Below are 22,569 nucleotides of genomic sequence, written 5' to 3'. Positions count from 1 at the left end.
TAAGCCCAAGAAAAAACTTATGCAGATTTCAGAAAAATATACGCCTCAAGAAACCGAACAGAAATGGTATCAATACTGGCTCGACAATAATTATTTTCATTCCGAACCAAACGAAAAACCGCCTTATACGATCGTAATTCCACCACCAAACGTAACTGGAATTCTTCACATGGGACATATGCTGAATAATACGATTCAGGATATCTTGGTTCGTAGAGCAAGAATGCAAGGTTTCAATGCGTGTTGGGTACCAGGAACAGATCACGCATCGATTGCTACGGAGGCAAAAGTGGTTGCTAAGTTGAAGGAAGAAGGTATTAATAAATCGGATATTACCCGTGAGGAATTTTTGAAACATGCATGGGATTGGACGGATAAATATGGAGGTACAATCCTGGAGCAACTAAAGAAATTAGGTTGTTCTTGCGATTGGGAGCGTACGCGTTTCACAATGGAACCAAAACTTTCACAGCAAGTGGTAAAATCGTTTATCGATCTATATAATAAGGGTTTGATTTACAGAGGGTACCGAATGCTAAACTGGGATCCGGAAGCCAAAACCAATATTTCTGATGAAGAAGTTATTTTCAAAGAACAAAATGGAAAACTGTATTATTTAAAATATAAAATAGAAGGAACTGAAGAGTTTCTTTCAGTCGCCACAACTCGACCAGAAACGATTTTTGGTGATACTGCCGTTTGTATCAATCCTGAAGATAAACGTTATATGCATTTAAGAGGGAAAAATGTTATTGTTCCCATCGTCAATCGCGCGATTCCAATTATTGAAGATGATTATGTAGATATCGAATTCGGAACCGGAGCGTTGAAAATTACACCTGCACATGATACCAATGATTATGAAATTGGAAAACGTCATGGTTTACCAATGATTGATTCTTTGGATGATGATGCCAATTTAAATGATCACGGTTTACATTACGCAGGAAAAAATCGGTTTATCGTTCGTAAAGAAATTGTTAAAGAATTAGAGCAAAATGATCTTTTGTTAAAAGCAGAAGATTACGTAAATAAGGTAGGAACCTCTGAAAGAACAGGAGCGGTAATCGAACCTAAAGTTTCTGTTCAATGGTTTTTAAAAATGTCAGAAATAGCTAAGCCAGCTTTGGATGTCGTGATGAATGATGAGGTGAAATTTCACCCAGAAAAATTCAAGAACACCTACAAACACTGGATGGAAAACATTCGTGACTGGAATATTTCACGTCAACTTTGGTGGGGACAACAAATCCCGGCTTATTTTTATGGTGAAGGACAAGATGATTTCGTCGTAACAGGAACTATTGAAGAAGCCTTGACTTTAGCAAAAGAAAAATCCAACAACCAACAACTGACAACCGACGACTTAAAGCAGGATGAAGATGCGCTCGATACATGGTTTTCTTCTTGGTTGTGGCCAATGTCAGTTTTCGATGGACTTAATGATCCCGAGAATAAAGATATTAATTATTATTACCCCACTTCTGATTTGGTTACCGGTCCAGATATTATCTTTTTCTGGGTAGCGAGAATGATCATGGCAGGAATTGAATACAGAAAAGAAGTTCCTTTTAAAAATGTTTATTTCACTGGAATTGTACGGGATAAGCAAAGACGAAAAATGTCGAAATCACTTGGAAATTCTCCAGATCCAATTGAATTGATAGAGAAATATGGAGCAGATGGCGTTCGGGTCGGTATCTTATTGAGTTCTGCTGCCGGAAATGATTTACTCTTCGATGAAGAGTTAATGTTACAGGGACGAAATTTCGCAACCAAGATATGGAACTCCAATAAATTAATTCAAGGTTGGAAAAAAGACGATTCGATAAAATCCAATGAGGCAGACCAACAGGCAATCGCTTGGTTCGGAAATCAAATGGACAAAACCATTGCTGAAATTGCAGATCAATTCGAGAAATTCCGTATTTCTGATGCATTACATCTTTTATATAAATTGATATGGGACGATTTCTGTTCTTGGTATTTGGAGGCAATTAAACCAAATTTTGGTGAGCCAATTTCTGCCGAAGTACACGATAAAACGATTCATTATTTTGAAGAACTAATGAAACTACTGCATCCATTTATGCCATTTTTATCGGAAGAACTTTGGCAGAATATATCGGAAAGAACGGTTGAAAGCGCATTAGTCATATCTCAACAAAAGCAACCTCAAAGCTTTGATAAAGAATTAATTAAAAAATTCGATGTTTCAAAAGAGATCATTTCTGGAATTCGAAATTACCGACAGAGCAAAGGTATTTCACCACGTGAAAGTGTAGAGATCTTTACCAATACTACTGCTTTTGATAATGAGGATCTAGTGAAAAAGTTAGCAAATATTTCTCAAATTAATTTTTCGGAAAAAACCGATAAACCAACATTCTCATTTTTAATTGGAGGAATGGAAGTTTCAATTCCACTAAGTGAAAACCTAGATCTCGGCGAAGAGAAAACGAAAACAGAAGAAGAAATTAAATATTTGAAAGGTTTCATGATGTCAGTTGATAAAAAATTATCAAACGAAAAATTTATGGCAGGAGCGCCCCAACAAGTAGTTGATAATGAATTGAAAAAGAAAAAAGATGCGCAGGATAAATTAGTTATATTGGAGGAAAAATTAAAAAATTTATCATGATCCACATTGAAAATATAAGTAAGCTTTTTACCAAAGATTTTATTGAGAATCCGCTAATAGAAACTTTTGACGCAGGAAAAATAAATGTTTCTTCAGGCAGGTTAGTAGTTTGCGATCCTTTGATCACGAGTGATATGCCAGTTTTCTCTACCCTTTTTCCTATTGGTGAATTTCAGATTTTGGTTCATAAGGAAAGAGAAAGTAACTGTATTGCTTATGTTGAACTCGTTTTTAGCAACTCAAAAATCACAAAATGGGAACTCGCAGTTTCTGACGGTCAAACGGTGAAGGATTTAGAAGGTGAGGAAATCTACGGATACCCTGTGGAAAGTGGGATGGGTTGTTTTATGGATTACGAAACTCAACAGGGTTTAAATCATTTAGAAAAGAAATTGTTTGATAGGAAAGGAGAGGATTTTATGGGAATCTATGAAGAATTCTTTCATGAGCATTTTTATCAGCAAGATGGTGCCATTAATCAATTTGCCATTCTGAAACCTGATGAAGAAAAAGAAGGGACTATATTTGCTTTCGAAACGGGATACGGTGAAGGTTTTTATGCGAGTTATATTGGATTTGACCAAAATGAGAAGCCTGTGAAATTAGTTTCTGAATTGATAGAGATTATTTAGTGGAATTTTTCCATTTCAATTCTTATTTTAACTATATTTGAACGTAAAGCTTTAAAGAAAAATGAAAATAACGACCGAGCAACCTAAAATAATTGTAGTTGGCAGTTCATCTATTGATCTTGTTTTAAATACGGAAAACCCTCCGCAACCAAATGAAACGGTGATGGCGGAGAAATCAGAGAGTTTTTTTGGAGGTAAAGGTGCAAACCAGGCAGTTGCTACTTCTCGATTAGGCGCAAGCGTTTATTTTATAGGAGCCGTAGGAATGGACCCTAAAGGCCAGCAAATTTTGAGAAATTTGGTAGAAGAAGACGTGAACGTAGGTTATGTGGTTGAAGTTGAGGATGTTGCTACAGGTACAGCGTATGTTATTGCTGCAAAAGGAGTTAACTCTATTGTGGTAGTCCCTGCTTCTAATTTCTGCTTAAAACCGCAGCATGTTGCCGAAGCTGAGAAAATTTTCCCTTCTGCTGATTTGATTTTAGTTCAATTGGAGATTCCAATGGATGTTATTGAATATACTTCCAAAATAGCAAAGAATAATAATAAGAAACTGGGAATCTACGCCTCTCCGGCAAAAAAACTATCAACAGAGATTATCGAAAACGCAACTTTTATAGTGGCAAAAAGTAATGAGTTATCAATTATTTTTGGAGATGAACCCAGAGAACAAATTTTAAGAAAATACCCCAATAAATTATTTGTACGTGATGATACCAATTCTACCACTTATTTCAATGGTACAGAAATGAAATATTATCGTAATGATCACGATTCTGTTTTGCATAAAATGGGGATGGGAGATGCATTTACCGCAGGATTTGCAGTCGCTCTTTGTCATAAAAACGATATTGATGATTGCGTGAAATTTGGGAATGATGTATCTTTAAAAGTAACTAAAAACAGAGGTTCTCAAAGAGGACTTCCTTATCTGAAAGATATTGAATAGGAATAAGATATTATTTGAAGCATATTTCTTTGTCTTTTTTATTACACTTTAAATTAATACTTTTAATATAAATTCCACTTATTATCAGGTGGAATTTCTGTAAGAATGAAAGAACTTCTCCTTAAAACAGCTGATCAAATTCAGCTTTCTGTCAAAATTTTCGAGCCTCAAAATTCTAATGGGAAACTTGTACTTATCAATTCTGCTACTGGAGTTAAACAACAAATTTATTTTTCATTTGCAAAGTTTTTAGCTGCAAACGGATTCATCGTTCTTACTTACGATTATCGTGGGATAGGCGAGTCTAAACCTGAGAAAATGAGAAGTTTCCACGCAAGTATGCGCATTTGGGGAACGATCGATTTTAAAACAATAACAGATTTTATTCAAGAACAATATCTGAGTTATACCAAATTTTGTTTGGGTCATTCCGTGGGAGCTTTAATTCTTGGGATGAATGATTATTCAAAGAATTTTGCAAAATTTATTTTTGTGGGAACACAAGATGCATATATTGGAAACTTAACATTTGAAGTTGCAGTTACTGCTTTACTCGGCTTTGGAATCGCGCTTCCAGTAATGACGAATTTTTTTGGTTATTTCCCAGCGCACCGTTTTGGTTTGGGCGAATCTTTACCGAAAGGTGTTGCGTTTGATTGGCAAACGTTAATTTTAAATAAAAAATCGACGAGCCGACTTTATGAGAAAATTGAGGGGAATTATGCCGAACAATTAAATCAGAAAGTATTTATCATTCATGCAGAAGACGACACCTGGTTAACTCAAAAGGGAATGAGCAATCTACTTAAAAACGTTTATCCGAATTTAAAAACTGAACACAGAGAGATTAAAATTTCAGAATCACCAAAAGGTGAAATCGGGCATGTCAACTTTTTTAGAAGTTATAATAAAAACCTTTGGAAGATTGTGTTAAATCAACTTTAAAAAAAAATCTGGAAGTTTTCAGTTTCCAGATTCTTTAAATTATTGAAATTGATTTTCCAGATTTTCTAGCTCCGAAATGATATTGTCTAATTTTGCATCCTGTTTTTTCACTTCATTTTTACCGAGATAAAAATACGCGAAAAGCATCCAGGAATAGGTGATGACATAAGCAAGAATCATCTTCCATAAATCGATGTTTTTTAGTAATTCGTAAAAGTACACTCCAAGAGCAGAACCTAACAAAATATAATAAACAGGCATATTCCAATGTCTTTGTTTTTTCTGAAATTTCCTAAAATTCTGCCATTGTTTCAAATGAAAACTTGGTGTTTGAGTTTCATCAATTTTACTGATTTTGTTTGCGGTGAAAAGCATTAAAATTGCTTGCATAAAACAGATTATAGAAATAATGACCATTGATGAAATAATAGGAATGGTTTTTAATTTGGAGTCTAAAAAAGACATTAAAACCAAGATGAAAATTCCTGTAAGCATTAGCAGTATTGCTCCTCTTATGTAAGTGTTTTTGAGTTTCATACGGTTATTTTTTATTTTTGAAATATCGATGTTTTTTGTAGGGACCTTGGTTTCAGATTGTTTCCAAAGGTTTTCCAGTTCTTTAAATTCTTCCATAATGCTTATATATTTGCTGAAGTTCTTTTTTTATTCTATGAATTTTTACACGCAGATTATTTTCGGTAATACCTGTGATCTCTGCTATTTCTTCATATGGTTTTTCTTCCAAAACCAAGGTGATGATAATCCGCTCACTTTCTTTTAGTTTACTGATGCATTCGTACAAACGGTTGATTTCTTTGGAGTTATCATACGTTTCCTCATGAACAAGTTTGGATAGGATGACTTCAGAATTTTCTGCTTTGTTTTTTTCTTTTTTAAGTCCTACCAGACAGGTGTTGATGGCGATTCTGTAAATCCAGGTGCTTATTTTGCTTTCGTTGCGGAACTTTGGTAAGCTGTTCCAGACAGCGATCCAGGTTTCCTGATGAAGATCGTCTGCAAAAAAGCGATCTCCCGAATAGCTCAGACATAATTTGTAGATTCTCGCTGAATATTCTTTGTAAAGCAAATCAAAATCGTAAACCATCTACTAAATGTTTTGTGAAAGTTAGTTTTAGATTAAAATTTCTCATATTCTTATTTTTGTAATGAATGAATCAGATTTTCTGGTTTCTATACATTGGATATCAATATTCTGAAATTATTACAGAAATTAATAAAAAAACTCGAGTGTATTTTAAAATCATTAAATTTACGTCAAAGAAAATTCAATGAAAATATATACCAAAACCGGCGACAAAGGACAAACCGCACTCTACGGTGGAACCCGTGTTTCTAAAGCATCAGCGAGAGTTGAATCCTACGGAACTATCGATGAACTGAATTCTTTTATTGGTGTTGCAAAAAGTGAAGTTAAAGACGAGCAAGTGATTAATCAATTGAAGAAAATTCAGTTTGATTTATTTACATTGGGTTCAGAATCGGCAACTCCAACTGATAAATTGACTTTGGCTAACGGAAAATCCCGCTTGGCTTTAATGATCACCGATAAAGAGATTGAAGAGTTGGAAAATTGGATGGATGCTTTTGAAAAAGAATTAGCGCCCTTGCAATACTTTATTCTTCCTGGAGGTGGTAGATCTGCGACGTCTTTGCATGTTTGCAGAACCGTTTGTCGACGAGCAGAAAGAAGTTTGGTGTCCCTAAATGAATCTGAAGAAGTTCGTCCAGAATTGATAAAATACTTGAATCGACTTTCCGATTACTTATTCGTTTTAGCACGTTATGTGTCCAAAATAAATGGTGAAACCGAAGAATACTGGAACCCAAATGACCGGTAAAGCGCTTCTTTTCATTAACGGAGTTCCACCGAATAATCTTCCTGAAACAAAAGATTATTCTTTGATTGCCTGTTCTGATGGTGCTTTTAATTATTTAAAAGACAAAGGTTTTGCACTGGAGAAACTCGATTTTATTTCTGGAGATTTCGATTCTCATTCAGGAAAAGATGAAAATATCTATCAGGAAAAATTCATTTATACTCCAGATCAAGATAAAACCGATTTTGAGAAATCTTTAGAAATTATCAAGGAAAGAGGATTTAAGACCATCGATGTGTATGGCGGAAGTGGCGGCGAGATGGATCATTTTCTTGGGAATTTAACCGTAGCTTTTAGATTTAAAGAGGATTTAAAAATTACTTTTTTCGATGATTTTTCCACTTATTTCTTTTCACCGGGTAAATTAGTTTTAAAGAATGTTAAAGATCAATTGATTTCCTTGTATCCCTTTCCAACTGCAGAAAATGTCACAACTCGAGGCTTGAACTGGCCTTTAAATCAAGAAAATTTAGATATTACCAGCAAAATTGGAACTCGTAACTTCGCGAAAGAAGATGAGGTGAATATAGAATTTGAAAATGGTAATTTAATTGTCTTTTTAGGAAATAAGGGAGTTCATCAATTTTAACGGAATTTTAAAATAAAAACCCAACTTTTTTTCTCAACTTTGCATTTCTAAAACGGTAAAATTTCAGCAACAATATGAAAATTAAATATTCAGAACTTATTGACCAAACTCTGTATTTCCCGACGGAAGAATTTAACGTCGCGGATAATACGCTTCAATTTCACGATATCCCTTTGATGGAAGTGATAGAGAAGTTTGGTACCCCTTTGAAATTTAATTATCTGCCGAAAATTTCAATGAATATTCAACGTGCAAAAGCATGGTTCAAAGAAGCATTTGAAATCAATGATTACAAGAAGAGCTATCGTTATTGCTACTGCACCAAGTCCAGTCATTTTGCTTTCGTTTTGGAAGAAGCCTTGAAAAACGATATTTCTTTGGAAACCTCTTCCGCGTATGATATCGACATCGTTAATTCTCTATATGAAAAAGGGAAGTTCGACAAAAACGTTGAAGTTATTTGCAACGGTTTCAAAACCGATGATTATTTAGCAAAAATCTCTGATCTTATCAATAAAGGGTTTGAAAATATTACGCCTATTTTAGATAATTACAGAGAGTTAGATAAACTGACAGAAAGCATTGACTGCAAATTTAATATCGGGATAAGAATTGCCTCGGAAGAGGAGCCGAAATTCGAATTTTATACTTCAAGATTGGGAATTGGTTATAAAGACATTATTCCTTATTACAGCCAAAAAATTGCAGACCATCCGAATGCGCGATTGAAAATGTTGCACTTTTTCATCAACACCGGAATCAAGGACACTGCTTATTACTGGAACGAATTATATAAATGTTTACGCGTTTACGCTCGTTTGAAAAAGATCGCTCCCGAAGTTGATTCCCTCAATATTGGTGGTGGATTTCCAATTAAAACTTCATTAAATTTCGATTACGATTACCAGTATATGGTCAACGAGATTGTATCTCAAATCAAAAAATTCTGCTTAGAAGAAGGTGTAGAAGAACCAAATATTTATACCGAATTCGGTAGTTTTACCGTTGGCGAAAGTGGTGGACATCTTTATAAAATAATCTCTCAAAAACGCCAGAATGACCGTGAAAAGTGGAACATGATCGATTCTTCTTTCATGACGACTTTGCCAGATACTTGGGCGATTTCCAGAAAGTTTATCATGCTTCCAATCAACCGTTGGGAAGATACTTACGAACGGGTATTTCTGGGTGGACTCACTTGTGATTCAGATGATTACTATAATTCTGAACAACATACGAATGCGATTTATTTACCAACCTTTAGCGATATAAGACCTTTGTACATCGGTTTTTTTAATACAGGTGCTTATCAGGAGACCATCGGTGGTTATGGCGGTGTTCATCACTGTTTGATGCCTCAGCCGAAACATATTTTGATCGATAAAGACGAAGAAGGCAACTTTACTTATTCCGTTTTCCGCGAAGAGCAGAAACCGGAAGATGTCTTGAAATTATTGGGATATTAAAAAATTGAAGGAGCAACATCATTGTCGCTCCTTTTTATTTGCAGTCCAGCTGTCCACTATATCTTTCTTTCGTCGTTCCTCCTCAATAAAGGATGCCAGTTTATCTCGTTTTTAGACGAGATTTCCATCTAGGCTAAAACAACTTTCAGGATTTCTTTTCAAAGATGATCGCTGCAAATCTTCTGTGAGCTGTGCATTTCACTAAAATTAATGTGACATCTAAGTGCTTATGTGGTTGAAATTTTGTTATCAGAACCTTAAAAACAGTTCTTCATTTTCTCAACCTCAATCTCCGAAAAGTCTGAAATCACCAAGTTTGCTTTCTCATAATTCTGACCAACAGAATGTTCACTTTTATACGCCGTACAGAAAATTCCAGCAGAATGAGCAGCGATAATTCCATTCGTAGAATCTTCGATAATCATGCAGTTTTCTTTGGGTTCGTCAGCAATTTCCGATGCAAGAAGAAAAATTTCCGGATGAGGTTTCGATTCTTTCAAATCGGCACCACTTATTTTTCCAATGAAATATTTTTCCAGTTCGAATTTTTCAAAAACCATATTGATCGTCGTCATACTTGCAGAAGACGCGAGCAAGAGTTTAATTCCGTTTGCAAAATAATTTTCAATCAAATTTCTAACTCCTGTAATTAGATGAAAGTCTGCATCGTTATAAAAATAGTCCTTGAAATATTTTCTTTTTATAAATGCTAGCTCTTCATGTGATTTTTGTAACTGAAATTTTTCAATCACGGTATTACAAACTTTTTTGGTTGAAGCTCCCGTAAAAGAAGTGTATAATTCTTCGGAAACCTCAATATTTAAATCTTTAAACATTTGAAAATATGCTCTTCTATGGAGTGGTTCGGTGTCAACGATCACTCCATCCATATCGAATAAAACAGCTTTTAATGGCATTGATTGGTTTTTGTAAAATTAAAAAATTTTGAATAATATATAAGATTAATTTGGGGAAAATCGGAAACTTCAATAAATAAAATCCCTACATTTTCTTATCTTTGAAAATCGAATTCTCAGTTTTTGAGAAAATATTTAAAAACGAATAATTATGAAAACATACGCAGATATTCCGGAAGAATTTGGTCAGCTAGAAACCTCTAAAGTAATGTTGATAACCGTTCCTTATGATGGAACTTCTACTTGGGGAAAAGGCGCGGATAAAGGCCCGGAACTTTTTTTAGATGCTTCCGAAAATATGGAATTGTACGATATCGAAACCAGTACAGAACCTTATTTGGAAGGCGTTTATCTTGCGGGAGATATCACAGAGAAATCTTCTCCTGAAGCCATGACAGAAGCGGTTTACAACAAAACAAAGGAACTCCTTGCTAATGACGGAAAGTTATTTACTCTTTTTGGTGGTGAACATTCCGTATCTATTGGATCGATACGTGCGGTTGGTGAGAAATATGAAAATCTAACGGTTTTGCAATTAGATGCACACACCGATTTGCGTCCTGACTTTCATGGTTCAACTTCTAATCATGCCTGTGCGGTTTATGAAGCGAGCCAAAAACATAATTTGGTTCAGGTAGGAATCCGTTCTTGCGATATTGGGGAAATAGAATATGTGAATAAGGAACAGTGTTTCTGGGCGCACCAAATTGCCAATAATGAAAACTGGATCAATGATGTGTTAGAGAAAGTTTCCGGAAACGTTTATATCACGATTGATTTGGATGCTTTCGATCCATCGATCGCTCCCTCAACGGGAACTCCGGAACCAGGTGGTTTACAATGGTATCCAACTTTGGAATTGTTGAGAAAGGTGTTTGAAAAATGCAATGTGGTTGCTTTTGATATTGTTGAATTAATGGATTCTCCAATGCCGAAACCGACTGCTTTCTTAGCAGCGAAACTGTATTATAAGATGTTGGCGTATTACCACATCAATAACAATTAAAAGTTAGATTTTATTAAATACAAAACCCATAGAATTTCTATGGGTTTTGCTTTTTTATCTTTCTAATAAAATATCATCAACATCTTTCATTCTGTTCATGACCGAACGTGCGTAAGAACAATGTGGATAAACTTTCCAGCTATTTTCGCGGGCGAATTTGATGCCTTCTTCGACTAAATATTTCCCCATTCCTTTTCCTTCGAATTTTGAATGAACCAAGACGTACGAAATAACTAATTTATTTTCGTCCGGGAAAATGGTGTAGGTCAATCTGCCTACTTCGTCCTCTTCCTTACTCAAAGTTAAAACGCCACCGTTTCCTGATCTGTTATTTTCGTATTTCATTGTAATCTTTTTTAGTTCCTTAAATTTAAGGAAAATAAATGGAAGAAAGATTCTCTAATTATGACTGACCTCGTTCGGATGCGATCATTGCAGCCCGACTTGAGTGGAGCTCTTTTTATGAAACGAAGTGGAATAAAAAAGCGGGAACGGAAGGCGGAAATCGCTGCCATAAAAAACAATAATAAATTAAAAAAGGTTCGGCTTTGCCAAATGTCTGCCCAAATCATCATTTACAGATCCTTTCCCGTGTAGAAATTATAGTCTTTAATGACGACGTTGATGAATTGTCGCTCCGTCATTTTGGTGGGATCAATTTCCAGTTTCAGAATCTCTTTGATTTTAGTTGACAGTTTTGAAACGACCTGGCGATCATCAATTTTCAGTGCTTTTTGATAATTTTCTTTAATGATTCTTACGTCGTTATCAGTTAAGGCGATCACTTGCGGGAAAAGAGGAATATAATCTTCTTTTAGGTTTTCTAAAATGGTATGTGAAATATTGACGCGGTTTTTTAATGAAATAACTGCGGTGCCGGAAGCAATTCCACCCAGTCTTTGGTTGTGTTTAGAAACGATCATGCTGACTAAACCGACCACGCCTGAATTGGAGAAAACATCAATCAATCGAAAGAACCACCGCATCAAATAGTCTCCGAAACTCGCTTGGAATCCATCGATTTTCACCACTTTTATTTTGAGAAGTTTCTTGCCAAAAGTCTGTCCTTCCATTAGACTTTCACTAACCAAAGTGTAAATGTGAATCGGAACCGTAAGGATAATATATACGGCCATTTGCGACCAATTATCAAGACCGTTGATATACGATGCGAAATTAAACACTTTGAAAAGAATCCAGAAAAGAATCAGAACATAGGCTCCTTTAATGAGAAGATCTATAATGAAGGCCAAAATGCGCTCACCAATACTCGCAGTATTGAAATTTATATTTACATTTTGTGAAGTATTTATGGCAATGAGCGACATATTTTTATTATTTTAGCATCGAATGAGAGAGGTTGCGTTTATCAAACAAAATAAAGAAAAATGGTTGGGAATCGAGCAGGTTATCGCTGGAAAAATTAAAAAAAATCCAGATGATCTCTCGTCGCTGTACATTAATTTGGTAAATGACTTATCGTTTGCACAAACTTATTATCCCAAAAGCAAAACCACGATTTATCTCAACAATCTTTCCTCGCTTATTTTCCAGCGAATTTATAAAACCAAACGGTCAGAACAAAATCGATTGTTGGAGTTTTTTAAAACTGAAGTTCCACTTTTGGTTCATCACTATCGTAGGTATTTATTTTATGCGTTCGGCTTCTTTATTCTTTTTACTTTAATTGGTTTTATTTCAGCGTATTACGACAAAGATTTTGTACGGATTATTTTGGGAGATGAATATGTGAACAAAACCATTGAGAATATTGAAAAAGGAAATGCGGTTGGCGTTTATCAGCAAGGTTCAAACTGGGGAAGTTCGATTGCTATTATTTTTAATAATCTTAAAGTTGGTGCTATTCTCTTTATTTACGGCGTTTTCGGTGGAGTAGGAACTTTATATGCGTTACTGCAAAATAGCATTATGCTCGGTTCATTTCAATACTTTTTCCATGAACATGGGGCGTTAAAAGAAAGTGCCAGTGGGATTTGGCTTCATGGAGTATTCGAAATTTTCAGCATGGTTGTGGAAGCGATGGCTGGATTAATTTTAGGAGCCTCAATTCTTTTTCCGAAAACTTATTCGCGATTTAATTCCTTTAAATTAGGTTTTAAAGATGCTTTTAAAATATTTTTAAGTACGGTTCCATTTACGATTGTCGCAGGATTTATTGAAGGTTATGTTACCAGATACGCTTTGGTAATGCCTGGATTTATTAATGTTCTGCTAATATTTGGGACGCTTTCGTTAATCGGCTACTATTATTTTATATATCCATATTTAGTAGCAAAAAAAACACAATTACATGATTCAATTTTATCAGAAGAGAGACTTCGGAACGTTCATTAGCGACACGTTTGCTTTTTTTAAAGAGCACGGGAAAAACTATTTCAAAAATTATCTTTTAATCAATGGGATTTTATTAATTCTGATGGTGATTATTTTTGTCTTGGGTTATCGGGAGTTATTTTCGCAAATGTTGGGCTCGAATACCAGCGGACAGAATTATTATTTTGAAGCCTATTTTCAAGAGAATCAAGCGGTGCTGATTTTAGTATCCACCATTGTATTTATTCTATTTCTGGCAGTGACCATGGTTTCGTATTCTTATCCGATTTTATATCTGAAAAGATTAACAGAAACTGGAAATAAGAACATTAAAGCCGATGAGATTTTAAACGATTTGAAAAATAATGTCGGGCGGTTTTTTAAATTATTTCTCGGATTGTTTTTTATTGTAACTCCATTAGCAATGATCGTTTTCGGGTTAACGGTGGTTTTAATGTTTATCCTTATCGGATTCTTTTTACTGATATTATTGGGACCAGCCTTGATGAACGTCGTGAATTTTTTAATGTTCGATTATTTCAATACGAGAAAAGGATTTTTTGAATCTTTAAGTTATGCCGTAAGAGCGCAATTCTCCTATAAAAATGGAAGAGAAAAATCTCCATTTTGGAAATATTGGGGTTCGACCATTGTCATGTATTTTATTATTCAAACGGTATCTTCTATTTTCACTATGATCCCAATGATGTTCATTTTTGGTGGAATGATGACGATTCCGGAAACTGGCGAATTACAACAAAATCCTTTTGAAGGTCCGATGGGAATTTTCATTTTTATCTTGTATGGCGTATCGCTTCTATTTTCATTTTTAATGATGAACGTTATTTTCGTCAACTCCGGTTTGCAGTATTACGACAGCCGAACAGACCTTCACAGAAACGTAGACTTATCAGAAATTGATACGATTGGCACCCATGAAATTTAGGATAGTCATCTTCATTTCTCTATTACAATTTATATCCGGAAGTTCTCAGGAACTTCCGCCACCACCGATGTCCGGTTATAAAGATTCTGTGCAAATTTCTAAAAACGGGCAGTATTATACCGATTCTCTTTTGCTTGAAAAACCGACGACCGATAATATTGTTTTTTCAAAAAGTTTTGAAGAGAAATTTCAATCCAAATACAAAGGTTCAGATTACGATTACACGACTATAAAACCAAGAGAATCGCTTTGGCAAAAAATTCAGAAAAGAATTCGCAAAATTCTGGAATCGATTTTTGGCAAAGTTGACCCAAACAAAACGGAAAAATATGCTGAGAATATTATGCGAATTTTTGCGATAATCGTTATCGGGTTTGTCCTTTACTTTTTAATAAAATTTTTATTGGGCAAAGACGGAAATTTCTTTTTCAGCAAGAAAAATAAAAAATTCAAAATTGCCGATCAGGATCTTCACGAGAATATCCACGAAATTAATTTCAGCGAAAGCATTAAAAAATTTGAACGACAGAAAGATTACCGTTCTGCAGTTCGCTATCAATTTTTATTAGTCTTAAAGAAATTGGCTGATAAAAAGCTCATTACCTGGAATGCCGAAAAAACCAATAAGGATTATTTGTCAGAGTTAAAAACCAAAGAATTAAAAATGGGTTTCAAAGAACTGGCTTATATTTTCGATTATGTTTGGTATGGTGAATTTGAGGTGAATGAAGAGAATTATAATACCTTCAAACAGAAGTTTTTAAATTTTAAGATATAAAGAAACCTTGTTGAGGTTTTAATAAATATGAATAAGACGTTCAAATTATATGGTTTAATTTTCATCATCGTGATGGTGGTTTTGGCGTTGCTGGAATTGAGCAAATCCGCCGTTACCGATTGGCGTAAAAATTTCGACGTTAATGAAAAATCACCTTTCGGACTTTTTATTTTTTCTAAAGAAGTTGATCAACTGTTGAATGATAAAGTAAAACGAACCAATTTTTCACCTTATGACTTCTACAAAACTCAAAAATTAAAACCGCATAACATCTTAATAATCGAGTCAGAAATAGATTCGGAATCCTGGAACAAAATTCTTCAGAACGTAAAAAAAGGTTCAGACGCAATGGTACTAACCGGTTCCTTTAGTCGAAAGATAGCAGATTCTCTTGGATTCTTTGTGTCCAAGGTCAATTATGAAGACCGTTATTTGTTAACATTAACTGATCATAAATTTTCGAAGGATTCATTACTGTTAGATAAGCTACCCTCAGGAAAAGTATTTGAACTGATTATCGAAAAACATGAAATTTTAGGAATAGAAGAAAGTGAAACTAAAATTGCAAATTTTATAAAGATTAATCACGGGAAAGGTCATCTTTATTTACATTCAGAACCTTTGATATTGACCAATTACTATTTACTAAAACCCGGAAACGAGAAATATGTTCAAGATGTATTTTCTTATCTACCTAATCGTGAAACAGTTTGGTTTTCAGGTGATAATAAAAATGTAGCAGAATCTCGTTCGCCGTTGCGATTTATTTTAGCCAGTCCTGGTTTGCGTTATGCTTGGTGGTTATTATTAGGCGGACTTTTACTGTTTATCATTTTTAATGCAAAACGCAAACAGAGAATTGTTCCCATTATTGAAGCCAAGAAAAATAAATCGGTTGAATTTGTAAAAAGCATCGGGAATTTATATTTACAGGAAGGAGATTTTCACGATATGATGGCCAAGAAAGCGCAATACTTTCTGAATCGGGTGAGAATGGATTTAATGATTGATACCAAAGATTTAGATGAGAAATTTATCAACCTTCTCCATTTGAAAACAGGAAAAAGTGTGGAGAAAATTAAAGAAGCCACCGAATTGATAAAAAAAGGACAGGATCCTTATGCAAGCGTGATGCAGGCAGATTTAATGAAAATGAATAAGTTGTTAGACGAGATTTTACTTTAAAATCACAGCAATTTAAATTAAAATAGAATACCATTGAACCCAATATAATTATGGAAAATTTTGAAAATCAAAATCAAGAAAATACAAATACAGAATTTCATTCCCGATTGGATATGACCGAACTTCAACAAAGTCTGGAATTGGTAAAAGCCGAAATTGGAAAAGTAATTATCGGGCAAGAATCGATGATTGAACATTTATTGGTCGCGCTTTTATCCAATGGACACGTTTTGATAGAAGGTGTGCCGGGCGTGGCGAAAACCATTACGGCAAAATTATTGGCAAAAACGATCGATGTTGGTTTCAGTAGAATTCAGTTTACACCAGATTTAATGCCGTCAGATATTTTGGGAACTTCTATTTTTAACGTTAAAAATTCTGAGTTTGAATTTAAAAAAGGACCCATATTTTCCAGTTTTATTTTGATTGATGAGATCAACCGTTCACCAGCAAAAACGCAAGCTGCTTTGTTTGAAGTCATGGAAGAACGCCAAATCACCATAGATGGAAAACAGTACGAAATGCAGGAACCTTTCCTCGTTGTTGCTACTCAAAATCCAATTGAGCACGAAGGAACGTATCGACTTCCGGAAGCCCAACTCGACCGTTTTCTTTTCAAAATAAATGTCGGTTATCCGAATCTTTCGCAAGAAGTACAAATCATTAAAAACCAACATGAAAATAGATTAGAAGATAAAACCGATGCCGTTCAGAAAGTGATTTCCGGAGCGCAGTTGAAAATGTATCAGAATCTTGTAAAAGATGTGGTCGTGGAAACTCATTTGTTAGAATATATCGCAAAAATTATAGTGAACACGAGAGAGAATCAATTCCTCTATTTAGGTGCTTCACCGAGAGCAAGTCTGGCTTTATTGACGGCGTCCAAATCTTTTGCCGCCGTTCGTGGAAGAGATTTCGTAACACCAGAAGATATCAAAGAGGCAAGTTACGCCGTTCTGCGCCATCGCGTAATGGTTTCCCCCGAACATGAAATGGAGGGTTTAACTGCCGATGAAATTATTCGTCAGATTCTGGAAGCAATTGAAATTCCGAGATAGTAAATTATATAACCACAAAAGGCACAAAAGTTTTCGTCTAAAAGACTTAATATTTCTTTTAAAAGGAAGAAAAAAGAGGAGGATCTATGCTGTAAACATTCATCAAAAAACAAAGTTATGATTACACAAAGTTTTTTAACAGATTTGACTTACAAAATTAATGGTGCCGCAATTGAAGTTCACAAGAATTTAGGTCCCGGACTGCTTGAAATGGTTTATCATAAATGCTTGATTGAAGAATTTACCTTAAGAAATATTAATTTTAAAAGTGAAGTTGTGGTCCCTATTATTTATAAAGGTAAAAGTTTAAATTGTGATTTAAGATGTGATTTTTTAGTTGAAAATCTAATTGTTGTAGAAATAAAATCAGTTTCGACAGTAAGTGATATCCATAGAGCACAGTTACTAAATTACATGAATTTATTAAAAGTTCCAAAGGGAATATTGTTAAATTTCAATGTCATCAACCTTTATCACGAAGGACAAGAAACCTTAGTAAATAAATATTATGAAATGTTAATGTAAACGCAAATCTTATTTATTCCTTTAAAGGGAAAAAAAATCAACTTTAATAGCTGAGAACTTTTGTGCCTTTTGTGGTGAAAATTTTAAAAGAAATGAAAAACCTATACATCAATAACCGTTTTTTCTTCACGCTTTTTGGCGTGGGATTTATCTATGTGCTGGCTTTTTTCTTTCCAGTATTGATGTGGGCTGCGCATGGTTTATTGATTTTGGTGGTGATTGCTTTTATTGTGGATTTCATGCTTTTATTTAATCAAAAAAATGCGGTGCAGGCACAAAGAATTTTACCGGAAAAATTATCAAATGGCGATCAGAATTCTATAAAAATTGATCTAAAAAACAATTATCCTTTTACCATTAAAACAAAGGTTATTGACGAAATTCCGTTTCAGTTTCAAAAGCGCGATTTTAATATTGAAAGAACCATTGATAAAAATAAAAATATCCTTTTTGAGTATATTTTAGAACCGAAAGAACGCGGTGAATACAGTTTTGGGAACCTTAATGTATTTGCGCAGTCACCTTTAGGATTGGTTTCTAAGAGATTTACTTTTCAGAAAGAAGCGATTTTGCCGAGCTATCCGTCGTTTATTCATTTAAGAAAATATGAATTGATGGCGCTCCAAAACGAATTTCTTTTAGGTGGAATTAAAAAGATCCGCAAACTCGGTCACACGATGGAGTTTGAGCAGATCAAAGAATATGTGCCCGGAGATGACGTGCGAACCATTAACTGGAAAGCGACTTCGAAACGAAATCAGTTGATGGTGAATCAGTTTCAGGATGAGAAATCACAACGAATCTTTATGTTGATTGATAACGGCAGAACGATGCAAATGCCTTTCAATGGATTGAGTTTACTCGATTATTCCATTAATGCTACAATGGCTCTAAGTCACATTATTCTCAAAAAAAATGACCGCGCCGGAATGATGACGTTCTCCAAGAAGACAGAGCACAAAGTGGCTGCGGATAATAAATCGGGACAGTTGAGAAAGATCTCTGAAGCACTTTATAATATTCAAACCAACTCATACGAAAGTGACTTTAGTCGATTATATCAGGATGTAAAATATACGATTGGACAAAGAAGTTTGATTTTACTTTTTACCAATTTCGAAACTTTGGATGCCGTAAATCGACAAATGAAATATTTGCGTGGAATTGCGAAAAACCATTTGTTGGTGATTATTTTCTTTAAAAATGCGGAACTTCAAAGTGTAATCAACTCTAATCCGGAAAACATTCAGGAAGTGTATGATGAGATCATCGCCGAGAAGTTCGAGTACGAAAAAAAATTAATTATTCAGGAACTTCGAAAGTTTGGAATTTACACCGTTTATACTTTGCCTGAAAATTTGAATATTGAAGTCATTAATAAATATTTGGAAATTAAAGCAAGAGGGATTTTGTAATTAAAATCTCAATTTTTACTTATCCAATTTAAACAATCATTATTATGAAAATTACCCTTAATAGAATCAACGACGATTATTTATTTGAATGCACCAATTCGTTGGGCAACAAAATACTTTTAAACAATACTTCGCAATCAGAAAGTAAAGAAGGTGTTTCTCCGATGGAAACTATTTTAATGGCCGTAGCAGGTTGCAGTGGAATCGACATGGTTTCAATCCTAAAAAAGCAAAGACAGGAAATCACGGGATTCAAAGCAGAAGTAGAAGGCGAAAGAATTCAGGTTGACGAAGCCAAACCATTTAAAACCATTATCGTGAAGTTTTTTGTCGAAGGAAATATCGATCGTACAAAAGCAGAACGAGCTGCGGCACTTTCATTCGAAAAATATTGTTCTGTTTCAAAAACCATGGAGCCGAATGTAACGGTGAATTATGAGGTTTTTGTGAATGGCGAGAAAGTGGGAATATAATCCTTTAGCCACAAAAGGTACAAAAGAGTAATTCAGAAAAGATCGGAAATCAAAAGTTTGCAAAAATGAAATTTGTTTCACTTTTACAAACTTTTGTATAATTTAAAATTTAATATATTCCGTTGTGCTTTTGCGGTAAAAACTTTTTAGGTCTAAAATCTATTGCGGTCTCGATCCCATTCTCGGCTGAATTAATTTGGCAATGGTAGCCGTCCAGCCGGTTTGGTGAGAAGCGCCGATTCCTTCACCGGTATCACCGTTGAAATATTCGTGAAACATAATATAGTTTTTGAAGAATTCATTGTGATTCAATAGATCATTTCCACCATTGAACGGTCTGTTTCCGTGTTCATCTTTGCTGAAAATAGAGTAGAGGCGTTTGCTTAAATCATTTGCCACAAAATCTAAATTTCGCATTTCATTACTGTTAGCAGGATATTCGATTTGAAAATTATCTTCATAATAGTAATGAAAACGCTGTAGACTTTCCACAATCAGAAAATTAATGGGGAACCAGATCGGCCCACGCCAGTTACTGTTGCCTCCAAACATACTGCTGTCACTTTCGGCAGGCGTATATTTAACATTGAATTGTTTGCCATCTACGGAAAAAGTGAAAGGGTTTTCTTCGTATACTTTCGACAGAGATCGAATTCCATAATCAGATAAAAATTCTTTTTCATCTACCATTCGGCTTAAAACTCTTTTTAATCTTGTTTTTCTTAAGATACTCATTAAGTGTTTTCCTCCTTTTCCTTCTACTTCCCAATGCGAAACTAAATCTGCAAGTTTCGGTTTGTTTTTAAGAATCCATTCCATTCTTTCCCTGAAGTTAGGAAGTTTTTCTAATAGATCATGTTCAACAATTTCCACAGCAAACAAAGGAATCAAACCAACAATACTTCTTAATTTAAGCGGAATAGAATCCCCGTTGTTTAATTGTAAAAGGTCATAGAAAAATCCATCTTCCTCATTCCATAATCCATTTTTAAGCTGTCCAATATTTTCCATTGCTTCAGCTATATATAAGTAGTGCTCAAAGAATTTAATCGCCATATCCTCATAAATTGGATTGTAAAGCGCTAACTCCATTGATATTCGCATCATATTCAAAGCAAACATCGCCATCCAGCTTGTTCCATCTGCTTGTTCCAGATGATCCCCGTTTTTAAATTCCATGTTTCGGTCGAAGGCGCCAATATTATCAAGGCCCAGAAATCCACCACCGAAGACGTTATTACCATTTTTATCTTTTCGGTTGACCCACCAGGTAAAATTGAGTAATAACTTTTGAAAAACACTTTCCAGGAAGGGAATGTCTGGTTTGCCATTCGTATGCTCATCGATTTTAAAAACGCGGAAAGTAGACCATGCATGAACAGGAGGATTTACGTCGCTGAAGTCCCATTCGTATGCAGGAAGTTGACCATTAGGATGAATATACCACTCTTTTGTTAGCAGTTTCAACTGGCTTTTTGCAAAGGTAGAATCAAGGATTGCAAAAGGAACACAGTGGAAGGCCAAATCCCAGGTTGCAAACCATGGGTATTCCCATTTGTCTGGCATAGAAATAATATCTTTATTCTGCATATGCTCCCACTCTGTGTTTCTCACGAAGTGATCAAATTGTCGGGGAGCTTCCAAATTAGGATCGCCATTCAGCCATTTTGAAACATTGTAATGGTAAAATTGCTTATTCCATAAAAGACCCGCAAATGCCTGTCGCTGAACGTTTCTCTCCTCTTCGTTTTTAATCTCACTTTGGATTTCGCCATAGAAATCTGCGGTTTCTTGTTTTCTTAAACTAAATACTTCGTCGAAGTCAAAAAACGCATTTTCCATGTCATGCGGACTGAGTCTAAAGTCAAATATTTTTGTTTCACCTGCTTCAACTTCTTCCTCGATAAGAAAACTTGCTTTAGTTCCAAATCCTTCTGGATTAATTGCAGTGTCATCTCCATTAACGAGGAAATTATTGATACCATCTTTGAAAAAGTGAGCGCTATTTTTAGTGCCGGCGACTATATTTGGATTACTTTCGTTATCACAAAAAACAGCTTTAGTCTTAGGATTTCTAGCATATAATTTTTTTAAGGGAAGAGATTCGTGATTGATTTCAATGATTCCGTGTTGCTCCGATTTTAGTTGTGGTTTATAAGATCCATATCCCCAAGTCCAGTTATTTCTGAACCAAACAGTGGGCAAAACGACTATTGGTGCTTTTTCCTTACTTCGGTTGACAACGGTTACACGAATGAGAAAATCATCGTGGTTTATTTTGGCGTATTCAATGAAAATGTCAAAGTAATTATCGTTGGCAAAAACCTGGGTGTCAACAAGTTCATATTCGGGTTCATCTTTTGTTCTTCTCCCATTTTCCGCGATTAAATCATCATAAGGAAATTCAGTAATCGGATATTTATATACCATTTTCATGTAAGAATGGGTAGGTGTATTATCCAAATAGTAATACATTTCTTTTACATCTTCACCGTGATTTCCCTCGTGATTACTTAAGCCGAAAAATCGCTCTTTTAACATTTTATCTTTACGATTCCAAAATGATAGACCAAAACAAATACGTTGTTTACTATCACAAATTCCCGCAATTCCATCTTCACTCCATCGATATGCTCTGCTGCATGCTTCCCTATAAGTCGTGAATCCCCACGCATTTCCGGTGGCACTGTAGTCTTCGCGAACCGTTCCCCATTGTCTGTTACTCACATAAGGGCCCCATGTTCTCCAGTTTTCATCACGCATTCTATCTTTCTCGGTCATCATTATCAAAATTTCTGCGACTAAATTAGCG

The 22,569-nt window shown here is 34.9% G+C and carries 22 protein-coding genes; 16 read left to right on the top strand and 6 right to left on the bottom strand.

Features of this window, described 5'->3' with window-relative positions; genetic code table 11:
- Nucleotides 1–19 precede the first annotated feature (19 nt).
- From FNJ88_RS04730 to FNJ88_RS04715, 4 genes are all read left to right on the top strand, one after another.
- A complete protein-coding gene (locus tag FNJ88_RS04730; RefSeq protein ID WP_143852061.1) occupies nucleotides 20–2,641 on the top strand; it encodes a valine--tRNA ligase in 2,622 nt (873 codons plus the stop codon).
- Complete coding sequence (locus tag FNJ88_RS04725) at nucleotides 2,638–3,273, top strand: DUF4241 domain-containing protein (RefSeq protein ID WP_143852060.1); 636 nt, start codon at nucleotides 2,638–2,640, stop codon at nucleotides 3,271–3,273. The genes FNJ88_RS04730 and FNJ88_RS04725 overlap by 4 nt, the downstream gene beginning before the upstream one ends.
- A gap of 61 nt (nucleotides 3,274–3,334) precedes the next feature.
- Nucleotides 3,335–4,222 (top strand): ribokinase, encoded by an 888-nt coding sequence (locus tag FNJ88_RS04720; protein ID WP_143852058.1) that lies wholly within the window; start codon nucleotides 3,335–3,337, stop codon nucleotides 4,220–4,222.
- 105 nt (nucleotides 4,223–4,327) lie between these two features.
- Nucleotides 4,328–5,167 carry an alpha/beta fold hydrolase gene (locus FNJ88_RS04715; RefSeq protein ID WP_143852056.1) on the top strand — a complete coding sequence of 280 codons (840 nt, stop codon included), beginning with the start codon at nucleotides 4,328–4,330 and terminating at the stop codon, nucleotides 5,165–5,167.
- Nucleotides 5,168–5,206: 39 nt separating this feature from the next.
- Here FNJ88_RS04715 and FNJ88_RS04710 read toward each other — a convergent pair whose 3' ends face one another.
- A complete protein-coding gene (locus FNJ88_RS04710; RefSeq protein ID WP_143852054.1) occupies nucleotides 5,207–5,800 on the bottom strand; it encodes a hypothetical protein in 594 nt (197 codons plus the stop codon).
- Nucleotides 5,787–6,272 (bottom strand): RNA polymerase sigma factor, encoded by a 486-nt coding sequence (locus tag FNJ88_RS04705; protein ID WP_143852052.1) that lies wholly within the window; start codon nucleotides 6,270–6,272, stop codon nucleotides 5,787–5,789. The genes FNJ88_RS04710 and FNJ88_RS04705 overlap by 14 nt, the downstream gene beginning before the upstream one ends.
- Nucleotides 6,273–6,456: 184 nt before the next feature.
- Here FNJ88_RS04705 and FNJ88_RS04700 point away from each other — a divergent pair, with 184 nt between their 5' ends.
- The 3 genes from FNJ88_RS04700 (at nucleotide 6,457) to FNJ88_RS04690 (ending at nucleotide 9,120) form a co-directional block, all read left to right on the top strand.
- The gene (locus tag FNJ88_RS04700; protein ID WP_143852050.1) at nucleotides 6,457–7,026 is read left to right on the top strand and encodes a cob(I)yrinic acid a,c-diamide adenosyltransferase; all 570 of its coding nucleotides are present in this window, start codon (nucleotides 6,457–6,459) and stop codon (nucleotides 7,024–7,026) included.
- The gene (locus tag FNJ88_RS04695; RefSeq protein WP_228414567.1) at nucleotides 6,986–7,654 is read left to right on the top strand and encodes a thiamine diphosphokinase; all 669 of its coding nucleotides are present in this window, start codon (nucleotides 6,986–6,988) and stop codon (nucleotides 7,652–7,654) included. The genes FNJ88_RS04700 and FNJ88_RS04695 overlap by 41 nt, the downstream gene beginning before the upstream one ends.
- A 74-nt stretch (nucleotides 7,655–7,728) precedes the next feature.
- The gene (locus tag FNJ88_RS04690) at nucleotides 7,729–9,120 is read left to right on the top strand and encodes an arginine decarboxylase (protein WP_143852048.1); all 1,392 of its coding nucleotides are present in this window, start codon (nucleotides 7,729–7,731) and stop codon (nucleotides 9,118–9,120) included.
- A gap of 257 nt (nucleotides 9,121–9,377) precedes the next feature.
- On the opposite strand, the gene FNJ88_RS04685 is transcribed toward FNJ88_RS04690, so the two are convergent.
- Complete coding sequence (locus FNJ88_RS04685; protein ID WP_143852047.1) at nucleotides 9,378–10,037, bottom strand: HAD family hydrolase; 660 nt, start codon at nucleotides 10,035–10,037, stop codon at nucleotides 9,378–9,380.
- Nucleotides 10,038–10,188: 151 nt separating this feature from the next.
- Between FNJ88_RS04685 and speB the strand changes: the two genes are divergently transcribed.
- On the top strand, nucleotides 10,189–11,043 hold the full coding sequence (gene speB / locus FNJ88_RS04680) for an agmatinase (RefSeq protein WP_143852045.1): 855 nt from the start codon (nucleotides 10,189–10,191) through the stop codon (nucleotides 11,041–11,043).
- 54 nt (nucleotides 11,044–11,097) lie between these two features.
- Here the strand turns inward: speB and FNJ88_RS04675 are convergent, their stop codons facing one another.
- Nucleotides 11,098–11,388 carry a GNAT family N-acetyltransferase gene (locus tag FNJ88_RS04675; protein ID WP_143852043.1) on the bottom strand — a complete coding sequence of 97 codons (291 nt, stop codon included), beginning with the start codon at nucleotides 11,386–11,388 and terminating at the stop codon, nucleotides 11,098–11,100.
- A gap of 230 nt (nucleotides 11,389–11,618) precedes the next feature.
- Nucleotides 11,619–12,371, bottom strand: a complete 753-nt coding sequence (locus tag FNJ88_RS04670; RefSeq protein WP_143852041.1) for an RDD family protein — start codon at nucleotides 12,369–12,371, stop codon at nucleotides 11,619–11,621.
- A 22-nt stretch (nucleotides 12,372–12,393) separates the two neighbouring features.
- Between FNJ88_RS04670 and FNJ88_RS04665 the strand changes: the two genes are divergently transcribed.
- The 8 genes from FNJ88_RS04665 to FNJ88_RS04630 all read left to right on the top strand — a co-directional run bounded on the left by FNJ88_RS04665 (nucleotide 12,394) and on the right by FNJ88_RS04630 (nucleotide 19,757).
- The gene (locus tag FNJ88_RS04665; protein WP_143852039.1) at nucleotides 12,394–13,398 is read left to right on the top strand and encodes a stage II sporulation protein M; all 1,005 of its coding nucleotides are present in this window, start codon (nucleotides 12,394–12,396) and stop codon (nucleotides 13,396–13,398) included.
- Nucleotides 13,355–14,323 carry a DUF4013 domain-containing protein gene (locus FNJ88_RS04660; RefSeq protein ID WP_143852037.1) on the top strand — a complete coding sequence of 323 codons (969 nt, stop codon included), beginning with the start codon at nucleotides 13,355–13,357 and terminating at the stop codon, nucleotides 14,321–14,323. The genes FNJ88_RS04665 and FNJ88_RS04660 overlap by 44 nt, the downstream gene beginning before the upstream one ends.
- Nucleotides 14,313–15,101, top strand: a complete 789-nt coding sequence (locus tag FNJ88_RS04655; protein WP_143852034.1) for a DUF4129 domain-containing protein — start codon at nucleotides 14,313–14,315, stop codon at nucleotides 15,099–15,101. The genes FNJ88_RS04660 and FNJ88_RS04655 overlap by 11 nt, the downstream gene beginning before the upstream one ends.
- A gap of 27 nt (nucleotides 15,102–15,128) precedes the next feature.
- Nucleotides 15,129–16,286, top strand: a complete 1,158-nt coding sequence (locus FNJ88_RS04650) for a DUF4350 domain-containing protein (RefSeq protein WP_143852031.1) — start codon at nucleotides 15,129–15,131, stop codon at nucleotides 16,284–16,286.
- Between the two features lie 50 nt (nucleotides 16,287–16,336).
- Nucleotides 16,337–17,344 carry an AAA family ATPase gene (locus FNJ88_RS04645; RefSeq protein ID WP_143852030.1) on the top strand — a complete coding sequence of 336 codons (1,008 nt, stop codon included), beginning with the start codon at nucleotides 16,337–16,339 and terminating at the stop codon, nucleotides 17,342–17,344.
- 117 nt (nucleotides 17,345–17,461) lie between these two features.
- Nucleotides 17,462–17,869: a GxxExxY protein gene (locus tag FNJ88_RS04640; RefSeq protein ID WP_143852028.1), complete on the top strand. Its 408-nt coding sequence runs from the start codon at nucleotides 17,462–17,464 to the stop codon at nucleotides 17,867–17,869.
- A gap of 92 nt (nucleotides 17,870–17,961) precedes the next feature.
- Entirely contained in the window at nucleotides 17,962–19,284 is a 1,323-nt protein-coding gene (locus FNJ88_RS04635; protein WP_143852026.1) for a DUF58 domain-containing protein, read from the top strand.
- A gap of 44 nt (nucleotides 19,285–19,328) precedes the next feature.
- Nucleotides 19,329–19,757 carry an OsmC family protein gene (locus FNJ88_RS04630; RefSeq protein WP_143852024.1) on the top strand — a complete coding sequence of 143 codons (429 nt, stop codon included), beginning with the start codon at nucleotides 19,329–19,331 and terminating at the stop codon, nucleotides 19,755–19,757.
- Nucleotides 19,758–19,916: 159 nt separating this feature from the next.
- On the opposite strand, the gene FNJ88_RS04625 is transcribed toward FNJ88_RS04630, so the two are convergent.
- Nucleotides 19,917–22,541, bottom strand: a complete 2,625-nt coding sequence (locus FNJ88_RS04625) for an MGH1-like glycoside hydrolase domain-containing protein (RefSeq protein WP_143852023.1) — start codon at nucleotides 22,539–22,541, stop codon at nucleotides 19,917–19,919.
- Nucleotides 22,542–22,569: the final 28 nt, after the last annotated feature.

The organism is Chryseobacterium sp. SNU WT5 (assembly GCF_007362475.1).
In the GTDB taxonomy this organism is placed as follows: domain Bacteria; phylum Bacteroidota; class Bacteroidia; order Flavobacteriales; family Weeksellaceae; genus Kaistella.
The sequence above is the reverse complement of the archived record's forward strand: the minus strand, read 5'-3'. Positions and strand labels throughout refer to the sequence as shown.